The organism is Peribacillus huizhouensis (genome assembly GCF_014138605.1).
In the GTDB taxonomy this organism is placed as follows: Bacteria; Bacillota; Bacilli; order Bacillales; family DSM-1321; genus Peribacillus; species Peribacillus huizhouensis.
In genome coordinates this window covers 16,134-37,374 of sequence record NZ_JACJHX010000007.1, presented here as the reverse complement: position 1 = coordinate 37,374, position 21,241 = coordinate 16,134, and the positions used below count along the sequence as shown (strand labels likewise).

At 36.8% G+C, this 21,241-nt stretch carries 20 protein-coding genes and 1 riboswitch; of the genes, 18 read left to right on the top strand and 2 right to left on the bottom strand.

Features of this window, described 5'->3' with window-relative positions; translation table 11 throughout:
- The first annotated feature begins 181 nt into the window (after positions 1-181).
- The 10 genes from HNP81_RS12260 to HNP81_RS12215 all read left to right on the top strand — a co-directional run bounded on the left by HNP81_RS12260 (position 182) and on the right by HNP81_RS12215 (position 10,711).
- Positions 182-1,342: a D-alanyl-D-alanine carboxypeptidase family protein gene (locus HNP81_RS12260; RefSeq protein WP_182502812.1), complete on the top strand. Its 1,161-nt coding sequence runs from the start codon at positions 182-184 to the stop codon at positions 1,340-1,342.
- Complete coding sequence (locus HNP81_RS12255; protein ID WP_028391595.1) at positions 1,335-1,928, top strand: nucleoside recognition domain-containing protein; 594 nt, start codon at positions 1,335-1,337, stop codon at positions 1,926-1,928. The genes HNP81_RS12260 and HNP81_RS12255 overlap by 8 nt, the downstream gene beginning before the upstream one ends.
- Before the next feature lie 6 nt (positions 1,929-1,934).
- The gene (locus HNP81_RS12250; RefSeq protein WP_028391594.1) at positions 1,935-2,471 is read left to right on the top strand and encodes a spore maturation protein; all 537 of its coding nucleotides are present in this window, start codon (positions 1,935-1,937) and stop codon (positions 2,469-2,471) included.
- A gap of 656 nt (positions 2,472-3,127) precedes the next feature.
- Positions 3,128-3,871 carry a 23S rRNA pseudouridine(2605) synthase RluB gene (rluB, locus tag HNP81_RS12245; protein WP_028391593.1) on the top strand — a complete coding sequence of 248 codons (744 nt, stop codon included), beginning with the start codon at positions 3,128-3,130 and terminating at the stop codon, positions 3,869-3,871.
- A gap of 105 nt (positions 3,872-3,976) precedes the next feature.
- Positions 3,977-4,507 (top strand): thiol-disulfide oxidoreductase ResA, encoded by a 531-nt coding sequence (resA, locus tag HNP81_RS12240; protein WP_182502811.1) that lies wholly within the window; start codon positions 3,977-3,979, stop codon positions 4,505-4,507.
- 18 nt (positions 4,508-4,525) lie between these two features.
- Positions 4,526-6,163 (top strand): cytochrome c biogenesis protein ResB, encoded by a 1,638-nt coding sequence (gene resB / locus HNP81_RS12235; RefSeq protein WP_182502810.1) that lies wholly within the window; start codon positions 4,526-4,528, stop codon positions 6,161-6,163.
- Between the two features lie 12 nt (positions 6,164-6,175).
- Positions 6,176-7,354 carry a c-type cytochrome biogenesis protein CcsB gene (ccsB, locus tag HNP81_RS12230; RefSeq protein WP_182502809.1) on the top strand — a complete coding sequence of 393 codons (1,179 nt, stop codon included), beginning with the start codon at positions 6,176-6,178 and terminating at the stop codon, positions 7,352-7,354.
- 294 nt (positions 7,355-7,648) lie between these two features.
- Positions 7,649-8,365, top strand: a complete 717-nt coding sequence (locus tag HNP81_RS12225) for a response regulator transcription factor (RefSeq protein WP_182502808.1) — start codon at positions 7,649-7,651, stop codon at positions 8,363-8,365.
- Positions 8,362-10,137, top strand: coding sequence for an ATP-binding protein (locus tag HNP81_RS12220; protein ID WP_028391588.1), 1,776 nt, complete (start codon positions 8,362-8,364; stop codon positions 10,135-10,137). The genes HNP81_RS12225 and HNP81_RS12220 overlap by 4 nt, the downstream gene beginning before the upstream one ends.
- A gap of 415 nt (positions 10,138-10,552) precedes the next feature.
- Positions 10,553-10,711: a hypothetical protein gene (locus HNP81_RS12215; RefSeq protein ID WP_154664005.1), complete on the top strand. Its 159-nt coding sequence runs from the start codon at positions 10,553-10,555 to the stop codon at positions 10,709-10,711.
- 346 nt (positions 10,712-11,057) lie between these two features.
- On the opposite strand, the gene serA is transcribed toward HNP81_RS12215, so the two are convergent.
- Positions 11,058-12,641, bottom strand: coding sequence for a phosphoglycerate dehydrogenase (gene serA / locus HNP81_RS12210; RefSeq protein ID WP_182502807.1), 1,584 nt, complete (start codon positions 12,639-12,641; stop codon positions 11,058-11,060).
- A 485-nt stretch (positions 12,642-13,126) separates the two neighbouring features.
- A riboswitch (FMN riboswitch) is annotated at positions 13,127-13,256 on the top strand.
- Between the two features lie 170 nt (positions 13,257-13,426).
- Between serA and HNP81_RS12205 the strand changes: the two genes are divergently transcribed.
- Positions 13,427-14,008, top strand: a complete 582-nt coding sequence (locus HNP81_RS12205; RefSeq protein ID WP_028391586.1) for an ECF transporter S component — start codon at positions 13,427-13,429, stop codon at positions 14,006-14,008.
- 179 nt (positions 14,009-14,187) lie between these two features.
- Here HNP81_RS12205 and HNP81_RS12200 read toward each other — a convergent pair whose 3' ends face one another.
- The gene (locus tag HNP81_RS12200; protein ID WP_028391585.1) at positions 14,188-14,436 is read right to left on the bottom strand and encodes a ferredoxin; all 249 of its coding nucleotides are present in this window, start codon (positions 14,434-14,436) and stop codon (positions 14,188-14,190) included.
- Positions 14,437-14,721: 285 nt separating this feature from the next.
- On the opposite strand from HNP81_RS12200, the gene HNP81_RS12195 reads away from it, so the two are divergent.
- The 7 genes from HNP81_RS12195 (at position 14,722) to HNP81_RS12165 (ending at position 20,860) form a co-directional block, all read left to right on the top strand.
- The gene (locus HNP81_RS12195; RefSeq protein ID WP_182502806.1) at positions 14,722-15,792 is read left to right on the top strand and encodes a YpbB family protein; all 1,071 of its coding nucleotides are present in this window, start codon (positions 14,722-14,724) and stop codon (positions 15,790-15,792) included.
- On the top strand, positions 15,789-17,309 hold the full coding sequence (locus tag HNP81_RS12190; RefSeq protein WP_182502805.1) for a RecQ family ATP-dependent DNA helicase: 1,521 nt from the start codon (positions 15,789-15,791) through the stop codon (positions 17,307-17,309). Before HNP81_RS12195 ends, HNP81_RS12190 begins: the two co-directional genes overlap by 4 nt.
- The gene (locus tag HNP81_RS12185; RefSeq protein WP_028391582.1) at positions 17,290-17,892 is read left to right on the top strand and encodes a CPBP family intramembrane glutamic endopeptidase; all 603 of its coding nucleotides are present in this window, start codon (positions 17,290-17,292) and stop codon (positions 17,890-17,892) included. The genes HNP81_RS12190 and HNP81_RS12185 overlap by 20 nt, the downstream gene beginning before the upstream one ends.
- Positions 17,889-18,491, top strand: a complete 603-nt coding sequence (locus HNP81_RS12180; protein WP_182502804.1) for a LysM peptidoglycan-binding domain-containing protein — start codon at positions 17,889-17,891, stop codon at positions 18,489-18,491. The genes HNP81_RS12185 and HNP81_RS12180 overlap by 4 nt, the downstream gene beginning before the upstream one ends.
- A gap of 68 nt (positions 18,492-18,559) precedes the next feature.
- Positions 18,560-19,018 carry a YpbF family protein gene (locus HNP81_RS12175; protein ID WP_028391581.1) on the top strand — a complete coding sequence of 153 codons (459 nt, stop codon included), beginning with the start codon at positions 18,560-18,562 and terminating at the stop codon, positions 19,016-19,018.
- A 322-nt stretch (positions 19,019-19,340) separates the two neighbouring features.
- On the top strand, positions 19,341-20,141 hold the full coding sequence (locus HNP81_RS12170) for a metallophosphoesterase (RefSeq protein ID WP_034301063.1): 801 nt from the start codon (positions 19,341-19,343) through the stop codon (positions 20,139-20,141).
- Positions 20,142-20,284: 143 nt separating this feature from the next.
- Positions 20,285-20,860, top strand: coding sequence for an adaptor protein MecA (locus tag HNP81_RS12165; protein ID WP_028391579.1), 576 nt, complete (start codon positions 20,285-20,287; stop codon positions 20,858-20,860).
- The last annotated feature ends 381 nt before the right edge of the window (positions 20,861-21,241 follow it).

The following is a 21,241-nucleotide window of genomic DNA, read 5'->3' as shown; positions in this document are numbered from 1 at the left end:
TCAGTGATTATCCTAGACCAGTAGTTCATCGCTAGTTTGTAAAACAACTAAGCGCTATCCGCATTATAGCGTGAAAAGAATTCACAAGTTTGTAGTCGAACGCTGGTGGCAGCTTTTCTTATCATATCCCTTTACTTTATGCATAAACTTGTACAAAACCATAAAGGGACGAGGGGACTGCATGCGTTTTCGATATCGAGTTTTGCCATGCATCTGCATGGTGATGATAGCTTTTACATTCTTTCCAGGCCAAGCTAAAGCTAAAGCTACCCTTCCTGTAAGCGCCCATAGTGCGATATTAATGGATCAGGAAAGCGGACGAGTCATTTATGAGGAGAATGCACATGAAGAGAGCCGTATTGCTAGCATAACCAAAATCATGACAGCAATCTTAGCAATAGAATCCGGTAAATTAGATCATACAGTAACAATTAGCCAAAATGCCGTTGGAACGGAGGGTTCTTCTCTTTATTTAAAAAAAGGAGAAAAAATTACGTTGGAGAACTTAGTTTATGGCTTAATGCTACGTTCCGGAAATGATGCAGCTGTAGCCATCGCTGAAGAGGTAGGCGGCAGTTTTGATGGATTTGTCTGGATGATGAACCAAAAGGCAGAGGAAATCGGCATGACAAATAGTCATTTTTCAAACCCACATGGACTCGACAACACGGAAAACCATTACTCGACAGCCTATGATATGGCGCTATTAACACAATATGCCATGAAAAACGAGACATACAGGGTGATTTCAGGCACGAAAAAGCATCGAGCTTCGAATTCAGAAGAAGACTGGGACTATGTGTGGAAAAATAAAAATCGTTTGCTTACTGGGTTATATGAATACACAACAGGTGGCAAGACAGGTTTTACAAAGCTAGCAAGACGGACACTTGTTACAACAGCAACTAAAAATAACTTAAATTTGATTGCGGTCACACTTGATGGTCCGGATGACTGGAACGATCATATTTACATGTATGAACACGCTTTTTCGGAATATAAACCAATTAAGCTGTTAAAAGCAGGACCTGTTAAGGATGTAGGTATTAAGCAATATAAAGGGAAAATCTACCTGAAGCATGATTTTACGTATCCGCTTTTGGATGAGGAAGAGGAGAACGTAGAAGTGAAAATCAAACTACTCAAGCCGAAGGGCGAGTGGAGAGAAAAAAAGAGCATTCCAGATATTGTTGGAAAAGCAGAAATATTTTATGAAGAGAAGTTAATTGGTACTCGAACAATTTTTTTTGGTGAATCTAAAGAAACGTTTAGTGATCAAAACTGGCGTAGGGTTTGGAAGGATCTCATTCAGTCTTTTGCGGGGACCGGTCGTCATGATTAATTATATATGGGTTGGGATGACTTTGATCGGTGTCATATTTGCCATGGTAAATGGAACAATGGACGCTGTTAATGAAGCATTGTTTAAAGGGGCGAAAGAAGGAGTTACCCTGTCTTTAGGTTTAATGAGTATCCTTGTATTTTGGCTGGGCTTAATGAAGATTGCACAGGATTCTGGTTTGTTGGACAAATTATCTGCACTATTTCGTCCAATTATCAAAAAGTTATTTCCGGAAGTACCAGCAAATCATCCTGCGATGGGTTATATCTTATCCAATATGATGGCTAATTTCTTCGGTTTGGGCAATGCTGCGACTCCGCTCGGAATCAAGGCGATGGAGCAATTAAAAAACTTAAATGGCGACAAGAACACAGCGAGTAGATCGATGATAACGTTTCTTGCTATTAATACGTCAAGTATTACCCTCGTTCCGACGACCGTTATCGCAATACGTATGACGTATAACTCAGCCTCACCAACTGACATTGTTTTTCCTACTATTATTGCAACGGCGATCTCTGCTGTAGGGGCCATATTAATTGACCGTTACTTTTATAGAAAACGTGTCCGTAACGGGAGGAGGTAGTTAAAAATGCAGTGGATGACCGTAATATCGATTTGGATGATACCTTTTATAATTTGCGGTATTTTGTTATACGGAACATATAAAAAAATTCCCACCTATGAAACGTTTGTTGAAGGTGGGAAAGAAGGGATCCAGATGTCCTTTGCCATCATCCCTTATTTAGTCGGCATGCTTGTCGCTATTTCTGTGTTTCGCGCTTCTGGGGCACTTGAATTTTTTGTTCAATTTCTGCGACCTTTTCTTGAATTTCTCCATGTGCCTGCTGAAATTGTTCCGCTGGCCATTATCCGCCCCATTTCAGGTACAGCAGCTCTCGGGATGACTAGTGATTTAATAGCTGTTTATGGCCCAGATTCATTTATCGGCAGACTGGCAGCGACGATACAGGGAAGTACGGATACAACGTTTTATGTGTTAACCGTTTACTTTGGGGCTGTTGGGATTAAAAAAATGGGTGATGCGTTGAAGGTTGGATTGTTGGCCGATTTAGTTGGTCTAATAGCTGCAATCGTTGTAGTTACATTTGTTTTTGGTGTTAAATAATGATGTAGGCGGGTGAAATACTATCCGTCTTTTTTTGTCTCCTTTCGTTAAGATTGTTGTTTTTTGCAAGTAACAAATTCGCGAAGATGTTGATTGTAGTGGAAGGTGCGAGGCACCTGCTTAGAGAAGCGTGTTCAGGGAGACCCCGTAAGTGCGAAGCACTGAGGAGGCTCCTAAGACCGCCCGCGGAAAGCGAGTACCTGTAACGGAAATCAACCCAGGTTAAAAGCAAAAAAGGATACGAAACCAGCCTTTTTTATGAAGGAAACAGGAACTGGTTTTCGTGAATTTGCTAATGTAGCTATTCTGTTTAGCGAGTGTGTATATTTTATGAAACACTAGTGAAACGATAATAAATAAAGGAATTTTCGGTAAATTGTAATTTGTCGAAATATCGTCAACTTTTTTTGGCAAGGTACCGAATGACTGTGGTAAACTCATATAGAATTAATCTCCATTTTTAAATGAAAAAATTGTCAAAAAACATTCATTATCTGAAAAAGTAATTGCTAGTAACTGCTCATTTTTAAAGTGAAATCATCTCTTTTCATTAAAAACTTTCATTCACCTTCTTTTTTTCGGTACAATGTGTAATAATTGTATGATTGCGTTATTCTACAAACATGTTAAACAACATTTGATGAGGTGAAAGATAGATGGAAAGGTTACAAAAAGTTATTGCACATGCTGGCATGAGTTCAAGAAGAAAAGCAGAAGAGTGGATTCAAGAAGGCAAAGTGAAAGTAAATGGTAAAGTCGTAAAAGAATTAGGAATTAAAGTAGGACCGAATGATAAAGTTGAGGTAAATGGTGTCCCGCTTGAAAAAGAAAAACCTGTTTATTTCTTGTTTTATAAGCCGCGTGGCGTTATTTCTGCTGTATCGGATGATAAAAACAGGAAAGTCGTAACAGACTATTTTTATGAAATTGAGGAGCGTATTTATCCTGTAGGTCGTCTTGATTATGATACGTCTGGCTTGCTGTTGATGACGAATGATGGCGATTTTGCTAACGTATTAATGCATCCGAAGCACGAAGTAGATAAGGTGTATGTTGCAAAGGTGAAAGGAATACCACTACGTGAAAGTTTGAAGAAGCTTGAAAAAGGAATCGTATTAGAAGATGGAAAAACAGCACCTGCGAAAGTGAAATTTCTCTCGAGTGATAAGAAAAAACAAACATCAATTATTGAGATTACGATTCACGAAGGTAGAAACCGTCAAGTAAGAAGGATGTTCGATGCAATCGGTCACCCCGTTCAGAAACTGAAAAGAGAGCGATATGGATTTTTAACATTACAAGGGCTTACTGCAGGGGATGCTCGTGAATTGACGCCTCATGAAGTGAAACAAATGAGAGCATTAGCTACTACAGATGGGAAGAGCAACAGACTAAAATAAAGGAAATTATCTATCTAAAGTAAAATACTTTGTTATTTCGAGATAATGTCAATATGTGTAACCTGCAACAATGAAATCATGAATGAAGCATGTAGGGGGATGGTTATGGATAAAAAACAGCGCCGGCTTATTATGAGATCTGCAATTCTTGCTCTTTTAGGTGCAGCATTAGTTTTTTCATTATATGCGAATTTTACAAAAGACAAAGTAGAAGCCGTTCAAAAAGGGGACATGGCTCGAGATTTTGTGTTAACTGATCTAGATGGAAATACGCATAAACTTTCTGATTATAAGGGGCAGGGAGTGTTATTAAATTTCTGGGGTACATGGTGTAAGCCTTGTGAATATGAAATGCCGTTTATGGATAATCAATATCAGATCTATAAAGAACAAGGGGTGCAAATTTTAGCAGTTAATGTTGGAGAATCCAATTACTCTGTTAAGAAATTTGCTGAGAAGCATCAATTAACATTTCCGATTATGATTGATAAGAATAAGCAAGTGCAAACGGCTTATAAAGTAGATCCACTACCTGTTACCTTTTTAATAGATAAAAATGGAAGAATTGTGGATACACTAACAGGCAGTCTAAGTGAGGAAAGCATTCAAAAACATATGGAGCGAATTAAACCATAACATTGGGGAGATTTTGACATGAAAGAAGTGGTGAATTGTGAGTGTGGCCATGTGAATCCACATGGCACGATTCTGTGTGAATCTTGTGGTCGGGTACTAGATGATGCCCAAAAAGACTCAAAGATGATCGATATGCGTTATGAGGGGAGCGCACGTCGATCACAGACTTATAATAAATCGATAATTGATAAAATATGGAATTTCTTCTCATCCGTAAAGGTAGGCGTCAGCTTGATCGTGATCTTGCTCATCGCTTCTTCAGTGGGGACAATTTTTCCTCAAGAACAATACATACCGCCTACTGAATTACCTAAGGTTTTTTACGAAAAAGAATATGGTTTTTCAGGTAAATTGTATTATTTATTAGGTTTTCATAATTTATACAGTTCTTGGTGGTATTTAATTTGTATCGCGATGCTTGGGACTTCTCTTTTGATTGCAAGTATTGACCGTGTTGTTCCTCTTTATCGATCGTTAAAAAAACAGAAAATCGCAAGACATGAAGGTTTTTTAAAGAAGCAGCGTCTCTTTGGGATAACGAGTACAGATAAACAAGCTAGCGATTTTGAAGAAATCAAGAAAAGCCTGGAATCCAGAAGATATAAAGTCAAAGAAGAAAACGGCAACATTCTTGCGGAAAAAGGACGATTCTCTAGATGGGGGCCGTATGTCAATCATGCTGGGCTTATCATTTTTTTGATTGGCGGAATGCTTCGATTTTTACCAGGCATGTATGTCGATGAGGTTCTTTGGCTACGAGAAGGCGAAATGAAAGAAATTCCCGGAACTGAAGGTCAATATGCACTGAAAAACAATCAATTTAAAGTAGAAGTGTATGATAAAGAGGAAGACCAAACATTCAGTGCTGCCATTGATAAAGTAGGAACAATCGTAAAAAATTATCAAGCTGATGTAACCCTCTATGAAAAAGAGGGCAATACTCTTCCTGGAGAAGATGCAAAATTTCAAAAAATTAAAGACCATTCTATCAAAGTGAATGTTCCATTAAAACACGATCATTTTGCATTCTACCAAGTCGATTATAAACTGGATGAATTGAGTGAAATGACATTTAATTTAATGAATAAAAGTACGAAAGAAACGTTTGGGACGATTACTATTTCTTTGGACGATCCAAAAACCATGTATAAATTGCAAAATGGTTATTCGGTTGAGTTAATGAGCTATTTTCCTGATTTTGAATTTGATGAAAATCAGGAACCTGTTACTAAATCACCAGTTCCAAATAATCCAGCTTTTATTTTTAATATGAAGACACCAGATAAGCCAGAAGGTGAAGTTAGTTTTGTTGCCATTCAACAAACGCTTGAGCCATTAGGAGAAAATACGTATAAGATGGCATTTGCTGGGGTAGATACACGAAATGTCACAGCACTAACTGTCAGAAAGGATCTAACATTATGGATTTTCTTTGTTGGCGGTGGCATATTCATGATTGGTGTTATACAAGGTGCTTATTGGAATCATCGACGTATTTGGATTCAAAGAAAAGATGGGGAAATTTGGCTGGCAGGACACACAAATAAAAACTGGCATGGATTAAAACGCGATATTTCCATGGTGCTGGAAGGTACGAATATAACAGAGCCAAAAGATCAGTTGGAAGCCAAAGAAGTAGGCGAAAAAGAGAAATAAGGTGGGGTATACGTGGCAGAATTAAGCGGTAACTTGTTATATGCTTCTTTTGTCCTTTATTTAGTCGGTACCTTTTTTTTCGGTGGTGCTATAAAGGATAAAAAAGGGGAAACTGAAAAAAAACAAAACAAATGGGCAATAATAGCTATTGGGTTAACAATATTGGGATTTGTTGCACAGGTTGGCTATTTTATTACAAGATGGCTAGCAAGCGGACATGCTCCAGTAAGTAATTTATTTGAATTTACAACTTTCTTTGGAATGATGCTTATAGCTGCATTTATTTTGATTTATTTTATCTACAAAACACCTGCATTAGGATTATTCGCTTTACCGATCGCTCTACTGATCATTGCCTATGCAAGTATGTTTCCTCGGGAAATATCACCACTCATTCCGGCACTTCAGAGTGATTGGTTGCATATTCATGTTACGACGGCGGCTGCTGGACAGGCGGTATTGTCCATTAGCTTTGTGGCGGCGATTTTATATCTTATAAAATCAGTTGATCAGTCAAAAAGGAACAAGAAGACGTTTTGGCTTGAAGTGATTATGTTCACCATGGTAGCAACACTTGCTTTTGTCATCATCACGTCGACTTTTTCTGCATTGGATTATAAAGCAAACTTTACATGGATGAATAAATATAATAAAGAAGACGTGTTTGAATACCATTTACCTGCATTAATAGGTCCACATGAAGGCGTTTTATTGACAGAAGGGAAAATGAAACCTTTCGTAGAAATGCCTGCAATTATCGATGCAAATAAAGCAAATACAGTGGTCTGGTCTCTATTTTCTGGATTAATTTTATACGGTTTACTTCGCCTGATTTTCCGTAGACGAGTTGCGGCCATTTTCAAACCGCTAGTTAAGAATGTTAACTTAGATTTAGTAGATGAGATTAGCTATCGATCGATATTAATTGGCTTCCCAATCTTTACCCTTGGAGCCTTAATCTTTGCAATGATTTGGGCACAGATTGCCTGGACACGTTTCTGGGGATGGGATCCTAAAGAAGTATGGGCTTTAATTACCTGGCTATTTTATGCCGCATTTCTTCACTTACGTCTTTCAAGAGGCTGGCATGGGGAGAAATCAGCATGGCTTGCAGTAGTAGGTTTTGCCATCATTATGTTCAATCTGATCGTTGTGAACTTAATTTTAGCTGGACTTCATTCATATGCATAACTAATTTAAGAGGCGCTTTCCATTCGTTAGAAAGGATCGCCTCTTTTCTGTATCCTAGGCTAGCTCGGTAAAAAACTGTTTAATAAAAGTATTTTGCTAAAAGGCGTGTAAACTTACATTCGAAAGAGATAATATTCTTTTTTTATGAGATGCTGCTATATTTTAATGAAACAAGCGCATGAATAAGTGAAAGATTTGTGACAAACATAATATTCATTCGTACAAAAGCAGAAAGAGAATAGAAATGCTCGCATTCATTTTGTAAAATAGAGGTAAGAAAGGGTGCTTACATATATGGGAAATCCGATTAAAATATTAGTTGTAGATGATGAAGCGAGAATTCGTCGCTTATTACGAATGTATCTTGAAAGGGAAGACTATGAAATTGATGAGGCGGAAAATGGTGATATTGCGCTCACAAAGGCAATCGAAACAGATTATGATCTAATTCTTCTAGATATTATGATGCCAGGTAAAGATGGAATCGAAGTGTGCCGGGAATTAAGAGAAAAAAAGGCGACACCAATTATCATGTTAACGGCAAAAGGGGAAGAGGTTAACCGAGTACAAGGCTTTGAAGTAGGTACAGACGATTATATTGTAAAACCATTTAGCCCTAGGGAAGTTGTCCTAAGGGTAAAAGCATTGTTACGCAGATCCTCAAGTACAACATTTGTACAATCCGAAACAGCTACGAAAGATATTATCGTCTTTCCTCATTTAACGATAGATCATGATGCACATCGAGTAACTGCTGATGGAGAAGAAGTATCTTTGACACCAAAGGAATATGAATTATTATATTTTTTGGCTAAGTCTCCTGACAAAGTATTTGATCGTGAGCAGTTACTAAAAGAAGTGTGGCATTATGAATTTTTTGGAGACCCTCGAACTGTAGACACCCATGTAAAACGACTGCGTGAAAAATTGAATCGCATATCGGAAAACGCTGCTAAGATGATAACAACCGTATGGGGTGTTGGGTATAAGTTCGAAGTTATACAAGAATGAAGCTATGGAGAAGTGTAGTTGGTAAGTTATGGGCCACCATTTTATTATTGGTTTCCCTCGTATTAATAATATTAACAATTTTACTCGTCGAGTTTTTTGGGAATTTTCAAATTGATGAAGTTGAAAATAATTTAATGAAAACTGCAAAACGAATTGTTGAAATAGCCAATACCCATGCTGACACCGATGAAGTATTACAGATTGCATCTGAAATGATTGGAATCGAAACTAAAATGCTCGTTTTGAATGATAATGACATTATTTTCAGCTCAGAATCAATGGAGAAATACGGTGTTAATCCAGAATTTCTTAAAAATGACCCTAGTCTAAACAAAGTATTCACAAAAAGGGAAATGGTAAAGAAAGAACTGCTTCTCCCACTGAAAGTTGGTAATCAAGAGATTTCAGCAATTGTTGTTGGGGTTCCGCTTGATTTAAACGGTCAACAAGATGAAGTCTTTCTCTTTCAATCACTAGAAACAATGGAAGAAGCCATTACATCTACTACAAAATTTATTCTGCTTGCAGCAGGTGTGGCAATTATCCTAACAACAATATTTGCTTTCTTTTTATCTACGAGGATTAATGCCCCATTAACAAAAATGCGGGAAGTAGCATTTGAAGTGGCTAAGGGCAAATTTGATACGAAAGTACCGATTTTGACAGGTGATGAGATTGGGGAATTGGCGATTGCTTTTAACCAAATGGGCAAACAGTTGAAGAATAATATTAGTGCATTAAACCAAGAAAAAGAGCATCTAGCTAGCATTTTAAGAAGTATGGCTGATGGCGTGATTACCTTTAATAGAGATGGAACGATATTGCAAACCAACCCGCCTGCGGAACGTTTTTTGCATAGCTGGACTTTCGAGAAACTTGAAAGTAATAGAATGGTTCCATCTGTACTCATGAATTTATTCGATCGCTCAGAACTACTTGATAAAGAACAAATTGGTGAAATTTCTTTGCAAGGGCATGATTGGGTGTTAATCGTCAGTCCTTTATATGGGAGTGAGAGCATCCGAGGTGCAGTTGCGATTATCCGTGATATGACGGATGAAAGGAAAATGGATAAACTTCGTACCGACTTCATTGCAAACGTCTCCCACGAGTTGCGAACACCGATTAGTATGCTTCAAGGGTATAGTGAAGCAATCATTGATGATATTGCCGAAAGTGAAGAGGATAAAAAAGAAATGGCAAAGGTGATTTATGATGAATCGCTTAGGATGGGACGTCTCGTTAATGACTTGCTTGATTTAGCCAGACTAGAATCGGAAAATATGCAACTTTGTTATGATTCGATACCATTGGAAGATTATTTAGAAAGAATCGTCTATAAATTTTCCGGACTTGCTAAAGAAAATGACATTATTCTGTCAACTTCATTGAAAAATCCAGAACTTAACTGGATGTTTGACCCTGACCGTATTGAACAAGTATTGACGAATTTAATTGATAATGCTATTCGTCATACCCCAGTTCGTGGAAGGGTTGAAATAATTCAACGACTAGATGAATGTCAAGGGTTGATAATAGAAGTGAAGGATTCAGGTTCGGGGATTCCAAAAGAGGATTTAGCCTTTGTGTTCGAACGCTTTTATAAAGCAGACAAGGCTAGAACTAGAGGTAGTTCAGGTACAGGACTTGGGCTTTCTATCGCTAAAAATATTATCAATGCTCACGATGGGGAAATCTCGGTTAACAGCTTGCTAGGAATTGGAACGACCTTTACCTTTATTTTGCCACGAAAAATGATAGAAAATGAATAATTCCAGAATAGTTTGCCAAAAAATCTTGTTTCATAAGAAACGCCTATGGCATGAAAATAATACTATTTACTAAGAAGGATTCATACCTTAGCACGCTACCTTCACCTAATCATGGTGGCGGTGCGGAGCTGGATTTTGGAGTGCTTTTCTTAATAAAGTACGTATTTCTGCAAAGTAGATTGATTTTAGTAAGTCGCGAAGCCCAATCCCCATATCCTTAATACAAAACGCCTTTACTTAGTATTATGGTAGGAGCGTTTCTTATAAAAATAGCCATTAAGGACCCGCTGTCACCAAAAAGAATAATGTAATTGGGGATTAAGTATAGTAAAAAAATTGTGTATTTAAAGTTCTACAAATCGGTCATATCTCATACAAATAGAGAGTTGATGAAATTTTGTGTGAGGGGATAGATATGCTGGATTATGGAAAACGATTATTGATTGTCTTGATTTTTGGGATATGTATCAGTTTGATGTTTATTGGCGGGATTGGGAAGCGTGAAGTAGACGAAGGTTTTTTTACTAGAAAACTTAACGAAAATGTGAGGCATTACTACGAACACTATATGTGAATTTTTCCTCACTTAGTGAAGCATTACCAAATGAGTCATGAACAGGCAAAAAGGGTCACCTCACACACTATATACCGTTTATCCCGCATTAACGGAAAGTCGAAAGTAAGCCCCCACCTCGAAGCTTAGAGGTGGGGGCTTACTTTCCGTAAAATCCTGATTAGTGAGAGACAGTGAAACTTGCCTTTGTGGGTTTCAAAAGGAAGTTTAGGCCTACAAGATATGAATCATACAGATGAAGCCATAACGAGCGGCGAACTTAGTCTGTGATTTATTGGCATATAGTAAATGTGGGTTCTGATCTTTTCAAATAGAACAGCCTTTTAGATCATTAACTGATAGTTAGCTAACTTCCATGTAATGTGATTCTGTATAAAAACGTAATATCATCAAGTTGTTTAAGTTTTCTTAATATGTCATCACTTAATGGATTATCAAATGAGAGTAACATGATGGCTTCCCCACCAGCTTGTTTACGGCCAACTTGCATAGTCGCAATGTTCTCCCCGTGGTCACCGAGTATTTTACCGACACGGCCAATTACACCAGGGCGGTCCATATGCTGAACGTATAGCAGATTTCCTTCAGGATGGAAATCAATTGTGAAATCATTTAAACGAACGATACGTGAGCCATAGTGATCTACATATGTTCCACTAATGCCAAGTTGTCTGTTATCACCTTTGGCTGTAACGGTAATGAAGTTACTATAGCCAAAGGTATCGTGTGAAGTTTTTTCGCCGATTGTCAGGCCGCGCTCTTTGGCAATCAAAAAAGCATTTACTTCATTGACGGGCACATCTAATCTAGACTTAAAGAACCCAGATAACAAACTTTTTGTTAATATACTTGTATCAAAATCCAACACTTCACCTGCGTAATTCACCGTAATTTCATGAATTCCCTCAGGCATACTTTGACTGACGATAGAGCCCATCTGTTTTATTAGTTCATAAAAAGGTTGGACTTTAGCAAAAACTTCTTTGGATATCGCAGGAAGATTGATAGAACTCGTGACAGGATTACCATTAAGGAAAGATAAAACTTCTTGGGCAACTTGGGTCGCTACATTTAATTGGGCTTCTTTCGTTGATGCCCCAAGGTGAGGTGTTGCAATAACTGAATCAAGTTCGAGTAACTGATGTCCAAGTGGAGGTTCTTCTGCAAAAACATCAATGGCAGCTCCAGCAATATGCCCCTTAATAATTAATTCGTACAAATCTTCTTCATTTATAATGCCGCCTCTAGCGCAATTTAATAGATATACCCCTTTTTTGCATGTTAATAAATTTTTTTTATTAATTAGGTTTCTGGTTTCTGGTGTAAGAGGGGTATGTACCGTTATAATATCAGCCAAGGTTAATAGTTTTGCCAGCTCAAGCGATGTCACACCCATTTTCTTCGCTCGATCAGACGTTAAGAATGGATCATAGACGAGCACATCCATGCCGAAAACTTTGGCGCGTTTAGCTATTTCACTGCCGATTCTACCCATTCCGACAATTCCTAGATTTTTACCGTATAGCTCTGTTCCAATAAATGAAGATCGTTTCCATTCTCCATTCTTAAGTGAAGCTCGAGCTTGAGGGATATGGCGCATTAAAGCAGCCATCATGGCAAAGGTGTGCTCAGCTGTCGAGATTGTGTTCCCGTCCGGTGCGTTGACAACGACGATACCGCGTTTAGTAGCAGCGGGGACATCGATATTATCGATTCCGACCCCAGCCCGAGCGATGATTTTCAGATTTGGCATAGAAGAAATTAATTCTTCAGTCACAGTGGTTGCACTTCTAACAAGAATTGCATCGATTTCATGAAGTTGATGTTTTGCTTCTACTACTGTTTTTTCAATGAGATGGACCTTTGGACTTTCTAATAATGGTCCAAGCCCTTCTGGTTTAATTGCATCTGCCACTAAAATCTGGTACAAAACCAAACACCACCCATCCTTTATAATTCACTTAATTTTCAGTTAATTTTACAGGATGGGTATACGAGTGTCAATTTGAGATAGATGTAAAAAATATGTAAATCTTTAGTGTTTCTAAAAATACTGTGGTTTGGTAGAAATAAAAAAGCAAAAAAAAGATTATATCCCGCATTAACGGAAAGTCAAACCCCTCACTAATTGAAGTATCACTTAATAAGTATATTAGATGTTTCTCAAGTAAAACGAACAAGGTTTTTATCACTTATTTAGTCATATTGCAAATTTAAATCCTTGCTTTTTTTTACGTTCAATGATAAATTAATACCAATTAAGATAGTATGAATATGTGAGAATGGATGTGAAATAGATTAGTAGCAGCTCGTTATCAATCTTAAGATAGGTAAAGGATGCTAATCTGATCACATAAACTTTTACTTATATCGTACTGGTTAATTACTTTTTCGGATACGAAAAAAATTGAATAGGTCTATCTTCGGGGCGGGGTGTAATTCCCCACCGGCGGTGATGAAGTAAATCTTCAAAGCCCGCGAACCTTCGGGTTGATTTGGTGAGATTCCAAAGCCGACAGTATAGTCTGGATGGGAGAAGATGGAGGTCTCTTGAGAAATGTTCAAATTCACATGACTTGAACGTTTATTTGCTGATACCTTTAAAGCTCCCTTTAGTTCGTTGAATTAAAGGGTATTTTAATGGATGCAAATCATTTCGATGGAACCAATCCTCTTTTTCGTGGGGTAGATCACAAAAAAGAAGGAGAGAGATCTATGAAGGTGTACAATGTAAAGAAACTGGTAATTTTGGCGATGTTAGGGAGTATATCTTATGTGTTAATGTTATTGAATTTTCCATTCCCAGGTTTACCACCATTTTTAAAGATTGATTTTAGCGATATTCCAGCGATAATAGCTGCGCTTATTTTCGGTCCTGTTGCAGGGATTATTGTTGAATTGCTTAAAAACGTATTGGATTTTGTTATGATTGGAAGTCCGACGGGCGTTCCTGTAGGACATATTGCTAACTTTGTTGCTGGGGTATTATTCGTTCTGCCAACATATTATATTTTTAAGATGTTAAATTCAAAACACGGTATGACAATTGCTTTAGTTATGGGTACTATTATCATGTCATTGTTTATGAGTGTGCTAAATTATTATGTGATTCTTCCGGCGTATACGTTATTTATGAACTGGGATGCCATGTCATCTCAGGAAACAAGACAATTTGTTACAACTGCAATCCTTCCATTCAACATTTTGAAGGGTGGATTGATTACCATCGTATTTACGCTGCTTTATATAAGAATGAAAACGTGGATTGAAAAACAAGCATTATCACATAATGTTTGAAGTGAATAGTTGAATAAGGATGAAGGTATCTCAAAAGGGTCTGACTCATTTGAGATACCTTCATCTTTTTTTATAGATGCAGTAAAAAGAGCTATCCCGTAAAAAAAGATCGGACCTCATACCTAGAATTAGTAGAGGCCAGATCTTTAAGGATAGCTCTTTGAATATCAAGTTAATTATTACTCAAATTTAGTAGCGTCCCCATCAAATGGTTCATCTGCAATTTTGATGGAATCTGTTGGACAGCCTTCAAATGCGTCCATCATATCATCTAAAAGAACATCAGGAACTTCAACTGTTCCCTCATTATCATCTAGTATAACGAAAGCAATGCCTTCATCATCATAATCATAAATGTCAGGCGCCGCAGCTCCACAAGCACCACAAGCGATGCAAGTATCCTTGTCAACGATTGTATATTTAGCCATTACAAAACTCCTCCCGGTAAATCCAAACTTTTCTACTTCTAAATTGTTTCATGTATTCATACTTCCTTATTGTAAAACTGAATGTAGAAATTTTCAATATAAATGTAATGAAAACACTATTTGTACTAGGTCTTGTCAAATTAAAATATGCATTTGTGATATAAATCCGATTGATTTACAAAAAAATGCTCATTTTTTATAAATCAATCGGGTTTCATGACCTATAAACTTCAATGATTTGGTACAATGGTAACAAAGATTATAACAAGGTTGTGAATATAATACATGCAAAATTACTTTGACATGATCGTACTCGATTGTATTCGTATTATTAATGGAGAACGCTCCGTTTACGCTATTTTGCATATGCTAAAGGGGAAAAAATCGTCTCAAACGATTCAAGATGTTCATCTGTTTGGACTAACCAAGCTGTTAGGTACACTACCTGATTTGACAAGAAGACAGCTTGAAATTACTGTTGATCATTTGCTTCAATCAGGGTTGATTAGTACTTTACCTCAGAATGGCTATTATATGATAACCTCAATCGGTCAGGAATTGTTAAAACAACATCTGGACAAGTACCCATTTCCAGAAACTTTGAATGGATTTAGATTTCAAAATCGTACCCAAACGTATTGGAGTAGATTAAGCCTTCTTATTCAAACTATATCACATATTATTCACAAGCAAAATCGATTTTATCCGATTCAACGGAATTTTCAAACCCAAACATGGGTCAAGCGGTATCTAGCCCTAAATCGACAAAATCGAGCAGAAATTGGCCGACATTTATTTGATGAATTATCGATGCTTTTAGAGAAAAGACCAGAAAAGGAAAGAGATATTTTTGTAAAAAGATTAACAGGTATTGATCGCATAGGAAGTACTTATTCGCAAATCGCCAAAGAATTAGATGATGACGAGTGGCATGTACGGTACTTATTTCTCGGTACAATTCATTTTATGTTACAAAAAATGGATGACACATCCGGGGAATATCCTTATTTAAATAGTGTGGGTAAAGATATTCAAGGCAATTCTCATATTCAGTTAACGAACTCGACACAGATGACATTAAAGTATTTAAAAGCAGGAAAATCATTAGAAGAGATTTCCTATATTAGAAAATTGAAGCGAAGTACAATTGAAGATCATATTGTGGAATTAGCTTACTCTGATCCTCAGTTTAATATTTCACGCTTTATGACTCCAAAAATTGCTGAAGAAATAAGAGTAGCTTCTAAAACGAGCCGAACGAAACAATTACGCGCTATTAAAGAAATCGTGGACAATAGTGAAATTAGCTATTTTCAAATTCGTCTTGTCCTGGCGAAAGTAGGTGATGATTCATGAACTTAGAAGACATTTTACTCAAGCAATTCGGCTTTAACACGTTTCGACCCGGCCAAAAAGAAGTTATCGAGTCGCTTCTAAGAGGGAAAGATACATTAGCCATGCTACCGACTGGTTCTGGGAAATCATTATGCTACCAGTTTCCAGCTTATGTATTAAAAAAATCGGTTTTAATCGTTTCACCTTTGCTATCCCTTATGCAGGACCAAGCGGAACAACTAAAAATGCGAGGCGAAAAAAGCGTAATCACATTGAATTCATTTTTAACCTATGAAAAGAAAAGGGAAGCAATTGAGCATTTAGACTCGTATCGCTTCATTTACTTATCACCAGAAATGCTTGCAATTCCGCGTATCATTGAGCGATTGCAAAAGCTTGAGATTGGATTATTCGTCATTGATGAAGCGCACTGTATTTCGCAATGGGGGTATGATTTCAGAACGGATTACTTGAACCTAGGAAATGTAAGGAGTATATTGAACAATCCGCTTACGTTGGCATTAACGGCCACCGCTACAAAAACGGTTCAAACAGATATTAAAGACAAACTAAAGCTTGAGCAACCAAAAGAAGTCATTACTTCAGTGGATCGTAGTAATATTGCCTATATGGTCGAGGAATTTTCTTCATATGATGAAAAGCTAAAAAGGCTGATGCAACTGGTGAACAGTTTTGATGGCGCAGCGATCATTTATTTTTCGAGTAAGAAAGCAGCCGAATCTGTTGCGACCTTTTTACAGGAAAATGGAGTTAAAAATATAGATTATTACCACGGGGGGATGGAACAAGAACAAAGAATGCTGATCCAGCAGCAGTTTCTTCGTGGGCAATTACGTATCATATGCGCGACCTCTGCATTTGGGATGGGCGTGAATAAAAATAATGTAAGAGTGGTTATTCATTTTCATTTACCACAAGGAATGGAAGCTTATTTACAGGAAATAGGCAGAGCAGGCCGTGACGGGTTGCAAAGTGTAGCCATTTTATTGTATTGTGACGGCGATGAAGGTTTACCACTACATTTAGTAGAGCAACAATTGCCAACAAATTATCAAATTGAACAAACTTGTGCATCACTTCATGAAGTAGGGATTTGGAATATTGAACCGAAACTAGAAATAGACTTAAGAGAAATGTATACACTGACAGATGTGCAGTGGAGATGGATTACACATTATGTAAAAGAATTTGAACAAGAAGAGCCATTATTGATAACTGAGAAGTTAAAGCAGATCGCTCAAACGAGAAGGGTTGAAAATCAAACGAAACTTGAACGTTTTTTTCGTTGGATAGCGGTTGAAGACTGCAGACGGGAAAATATTCTGTCTTACTTCGATGTTATGCTAACAGAAAAAAATCAAACATGCTGTGATCGTTGCGGAGTGGTGACAGAAGAGCTATTAGAAATTTTACCTCATGATGAACAAGCCGGTAGAGCGCTAAAGAAAACATGGAAGCAAGAATTGGCAGCCATATTGATAGGAGAAGCAAAAAACATTGAAGAACAAACAAGCTGAACTCATTGGACGACTTAGCAATCGTGAGCTACATATGCAGTTATTTTTCACACAGATTTTGCTTTTGGTCATTTCTGTCATACTTGGGTTTTGGTTATTTGATGATTTTTCATCCTTTACGAAAATCTTTCACTCGGAATGGAAAATTATTTATATTGGAGTAAGTGCAGGACTCATTGTCGTTCTGTTTGATTTAGTGTTGATGAAACTCCTCCCAGAATCTTATTATAATGACGGGGGAATTAATGAAAGAATCTTCACGAGTTTGTCATACCCGATGGTTGCCGTTGTTGCAAGTATGGTTGCTGTAAGTGAGGAACTTCTGTTCAGAGGAGTTTTACAAACCCATATTGGCTTACTATGGACAAGTGTTCTCTTTGCCCTTGTTCATTATCGCTATTTGTTTCACCCATTTTTATTCGTTAATATCATAGTAGTCAGTTTTTTTATTGGCTTTATATTTGAAATGACAGGGAATTTATATGTAACAATTAGTATGCATTTCACGATTGATTTCATTTTAGGGCTAATAATTAAAGTGAAAAAAGGAAAGAACCTAGATAGAAAGAGGGAAGATAGATGAATCCCGAGAATACACCAAATGAGTATCAAAAAAATCATGTAAACATGAACTCGAAACCTTTGCCGAGCAGGAGTGAGATACGAGCGAAAAAGAAAAAAAAACGAAAGAATAAGTTTCTGTTAATTAAGCTATTAGCTGCTTTTTTTATTGCCATGCCGATTGCCATATTTTTTCTTTTACCGTTTTTAGAAAAACAAAAGCCGATTTCATTATCTCCACAAAAGCTAGTAAGTGGCTTTGAAACGGTAGAAGTAACAAAGCGCACGGATGGTATAAAATCAAATGAAATGGCGGAAGAAAAGCAGGGAAAAACGAATGATTCAGAAACGATACCTGCTAGTGCTAACCGACCAATAGAGTCTGAAAAAACTCAAGAGAAAGCATCTGTTATAGAGAGAAAAGATAAGAAACAGGAGTCAAAAGATGGGTATCAGATTGTTTACCATACCGTTTCGCCAAATGAAAGTTTATTTATTATTTCTATGAACTATTATAATTCAGGTGATGGTATTGACTTCATAAAAGAATGGAATCATATACAGGGAGATGAAATACAAGTAGGTCAAGTTTTAGAAATCCCATTAAAGGAAAAAGAATAAGAGATTTCTATCATTTTATTTGGACAAGTGCATATAGTGATGGTGTAGACGCATTGGAGGGGAAGCGAATGGAGTCAGCCATCCTATTATTAGACGATAATACTGATCAGGCGACGAAACAAATGCTGCAACATGTAGTAGAAAGAAAAAGAAAATATGAGGCATTGAAAAAAAAACATCTTAGAACAATATGGGCAACCATTATTTCCGCAGGATCATTGTTTGCCTACCTATATATTGCTATAATTATTCCTTATTCTTATTCATTTTTCACAATGTTTTCTGTGTTCGTTGATCAGTTTGCACATATGTTATTTTTATTAATAACAGCGGGATTGTACGGCTATATGGGTATCATGAAGAAAAAGGTTGATAAAGCAGAACTTGAATATCATACGATGCGAAAAGAAATCATTCATAAAAGCAAAGAGCTATGGAAGGCTGAACTGAAATGGAAAAATCGCCATAAGGTGTTCGAAATGATGAAGAAAAATTATGATATAAATCTGTATCATGAAAGTAAATAAAGACAACATATACATGCTGTTTCTGCATGATATGTAAATTGTTTAATTAGGGGGGCATGACTCTTTGACTTTGAGTCAGCCTATTTTTTTTATGAAGGACACGGGGACGGGTCTTCGCGACTTAACAATACAACAAATCTTCTTAGCAGGTAAACTAATTTATATTGAGAAACATTCCGAATACCGGCTGCGCACCGCCACCATTGTGATTAGGTGAGTGCAACTTGTTACATGATTGATCCTTCATGGAAAATGGTTGAGTTTTACCCCATACAACTTTGTTAATCAAATGGTAAGTGATTAGAAGGAAGGCAGACAATAGATGATATTAAACGGAGTAATTTTAGGGATTGCCATAATTGTAGTCCTTGTCTTGTATATGTGGCGAATGGCATTTTTAAATAGAATTTTAGTACAAACATTGAACTTTGAAGCTTTTGAGTCGTCTGATCCTATATCTTTATTTTTTATATCTGATATTCATAGAAGGAAGATTTCTCCTAAACTAATTGACTTTGTCCGTAATAAAGCGGACTTTGTCATCATTGGTGGTGATTTAAGAGAAGGTGGCGTTCCGATAGAACGAGTGGCTGCGAATATTGAAAAATTAAAAGAAATTGGGCCTGTCTATTTCGTTTGGGGAAATAATGATTATGAACAAAATGAGCAAGAATTATTAAATAAGCTTGAGGAACAAAATGTGATAATCCTTAACAATAAATCAATGAGAATTAACGTGTCTGAAAATCAAAAAATCACACTGCTTGGTATAGAAGATATCGGTGAAAAAAAAGCGCGATATGATTTGGCTCTTAGAGATGCTGATGAGCATGATTTCAGAATATTAATCAGCCACAACCCACTAATTGCTAAAGAGGTTAAAAGTGAGCATAATATTCAGCTTGTTTTATCAGGCCATACTCATGGAGGACAAATTAGATTTTTTGGCATTGGTCCATATGAGCTCGGAGGGTTATCTAAAGCTGGAAAATCGCTTTTTTTAACGAGTAATGGATATGGAACAAGCACGTTACCTTTACGTTTAGGAGCAAAACCAGAGACTCATTTACTAACGCTTAATGGAAACGGTTCGGAAGATCACTCAAAAGTCATTGAACTATAGTAACAACAATCAAGTTGATTTCAAAAGTGAACGAACAAAATGGTATGAGATTGAGGAATCAAAATAGAAGCGAAAAAGGATATGCACCGTGAATAATCGTTTACATATGATGTATGAAAATGGTTATTCAGGGGGCATTTTTTATGAAGCTGGAGCGATTGACGAATAACAAGATAAAAATATTTTTAACATTCGATGACTTGTTTGATCGAGGAATAACCATAGAAGATATTAAAGCTAATTCTCTAAAGGTTCACAAACTTTTTCAAGAAATGGTGGAAGAAGCTTGTGAGGAAATGAATTTTAAAATGAGCGGATCAATTGCGGTTGAAATTTTTTCCTTACAGGCACAAGGGTTAATTATTGTTGTGTCAAAAGACGAGGAAGACAGTTTGACAGAGGAAGATGAGTACTTGGATTTAGAAGTTCGGATTGGTGAGCATCCATATATTCTATATATGTTTGCCGATATTGAAGCAGTAATTCAACTTGCATATTGTATCAAACATATGGATGTTTGTATCACCCTTTATGAGTTTGAAGGTCAATATTATTTTTTAATTGAAAAGGTATCTAAAGAATCATATGATACAATCATTTCACTTGCTGCTGAATATGGCTATGTGTCTACACTGACTATTTACAGATTAAAGGAATATGGAAATTGTATTATACCTGAAAACGCACATTTAATACTTACGAAATATTTTTCTAAATAAACATGCAATTAAAAAGGTAAAGAGCAATAGCTACAAAAACAAGACTTAATTGCTCTTTCCTGCTTTTTAAATCACAAGTCTACTTGTTATCTTCAAAAGTAGTGATGAGTTAAATGATATCGCTTTCAATAAATTTGTGATTATTCTTCTTTTTCCAACTATAATGCTTTGCAGAAGTGATACAAAGGTGTATACTCTTGTATGAAGGACATGGGGACGGGGATTGGATTTACTAAGGTAGCCGATCTTTTTATCAGGTATACTGATTTATCAAGAAAGCCCAAAATTCCGGCTCCGCTACCGCCACCTTTGATTTGGCGAGTGTAGCGTACTTCATGATATATCCTTCATGGTAAATGGTGGCGTTTTTTTGTAAGATGA

Bases quoted from the DNA above. Each gene is read 5' to 3' on its own strand.
- rluB (WP_028391593.1), top strand. From the start codon at position 3,128: ATGGAAAGGTTACAAAAAGTTATTGCACATGCTGGCATGAGTTCAAGA.
- HNP81_RS12250 (WP_028391594.1), top strand. From the start codon at position 1,935: ATGCAGTGGATGACCGTAATATCGATTTGGATGATACCTTTTATAATT.
- HNP81_RS12180 (WP_182502804.1), top strand. From the start codon at position 17,889: ATGAATCCCGAGAATACACCAAATGAGTATCAAAAAAATCATGTAAAC.
- HNP81_RS12215 (WP_154664005.1), top strand. From the start codon at position 10,553: ATGCTGGATTATGGAAAACGATTATTGATTGTCTTGATTTTTGGGATA.
- HNP81_RS12255 (WP_028391595.1), top strand. From the start codon at position 1,335: ATGATTAATTATATATGGGTTGGGATGACTTTGATCGGTGTCATATTT.
- HNP81_RS12190 (WP_182502805.1), top strand. From the start codon at position 15,789: ATGAACTTAGAAGACATTTTACTCAAGCAATTCGGCTTTAACACGTTT.
- HNP81_RS12205 (WP_028391586.1), top strand. From the start codon at position 13,427: ATGAAGGTGTACAATGTAAAGAAACTGGTAATTTTGGCGATGTTAGGG.
- HNP81_RS12165 (WP_028391579.1), top strand. From the start codon at position 20,285: ATGAAGCTGGAGCGATTGACGAATAACAAGATAAAAATATTTTTAACA.
- resA (WP_182502811.1), top strand. From the start codon at position 3,977: ATGGATAAAAAACAGCGCCGGCTTATTATGAGATCTGCAATTCTTGCT.
- HNP81_RS12200 (WP_028391585.1), bottom strand. From the start codon at position 14,436: ATGGCTAAATATACAATCGTTGACAAGGATACTTGCATCGCTTGTGGT.
- HNP81_RS12220 (WP_028391588.1), top strand. From the start codon at position 8,362: ATGAAGCTATGGAGAAGTGTAGTTGGTAAGTTATGGGCCACCATTTTA.
- HNP81_RS12175 (WP_028391581.1), top strand. From the start codon at position 18,560: ATGGAGTCAGCCATCCTATTATTAGACGATAATACTGATCAGGCGACG.
- HNP81_RS12195 (WP_182502806.1), top strand. From the start codon at position 14,722: ATGCAAAATTACTTTGACATGATCGTACTCGATTGTATTCGTATTATT.
- HNP81_RS12225 (WP_182502808.1), top strand. From the start codon at position 7,649: ATGGGAAATCCGATTAAAATATTAGTTGTAGATGATGAAGCGAGAATT.
- resB (WP_182502810.1), top strand. From the start codon at position 4,526: ATGAAAGAAGTGGTGAATTGTGAGTGTGGCCATGTGAATCCACATGGC.
- HNP81_RS12260 (WP_182502812.1), top strand. From the start codon at position 182: ATGCGTTTTCGATATCGAGTTTTGCCATGCATCTGCATGGTGATGATA.
- HNP81_RS12170 (WP_034301063.1), top strand. From the start codon at position 19,341: ATGATATTAAACGGAGTAATTTTAGGGATTGCCATAATTGTAGTCCTT.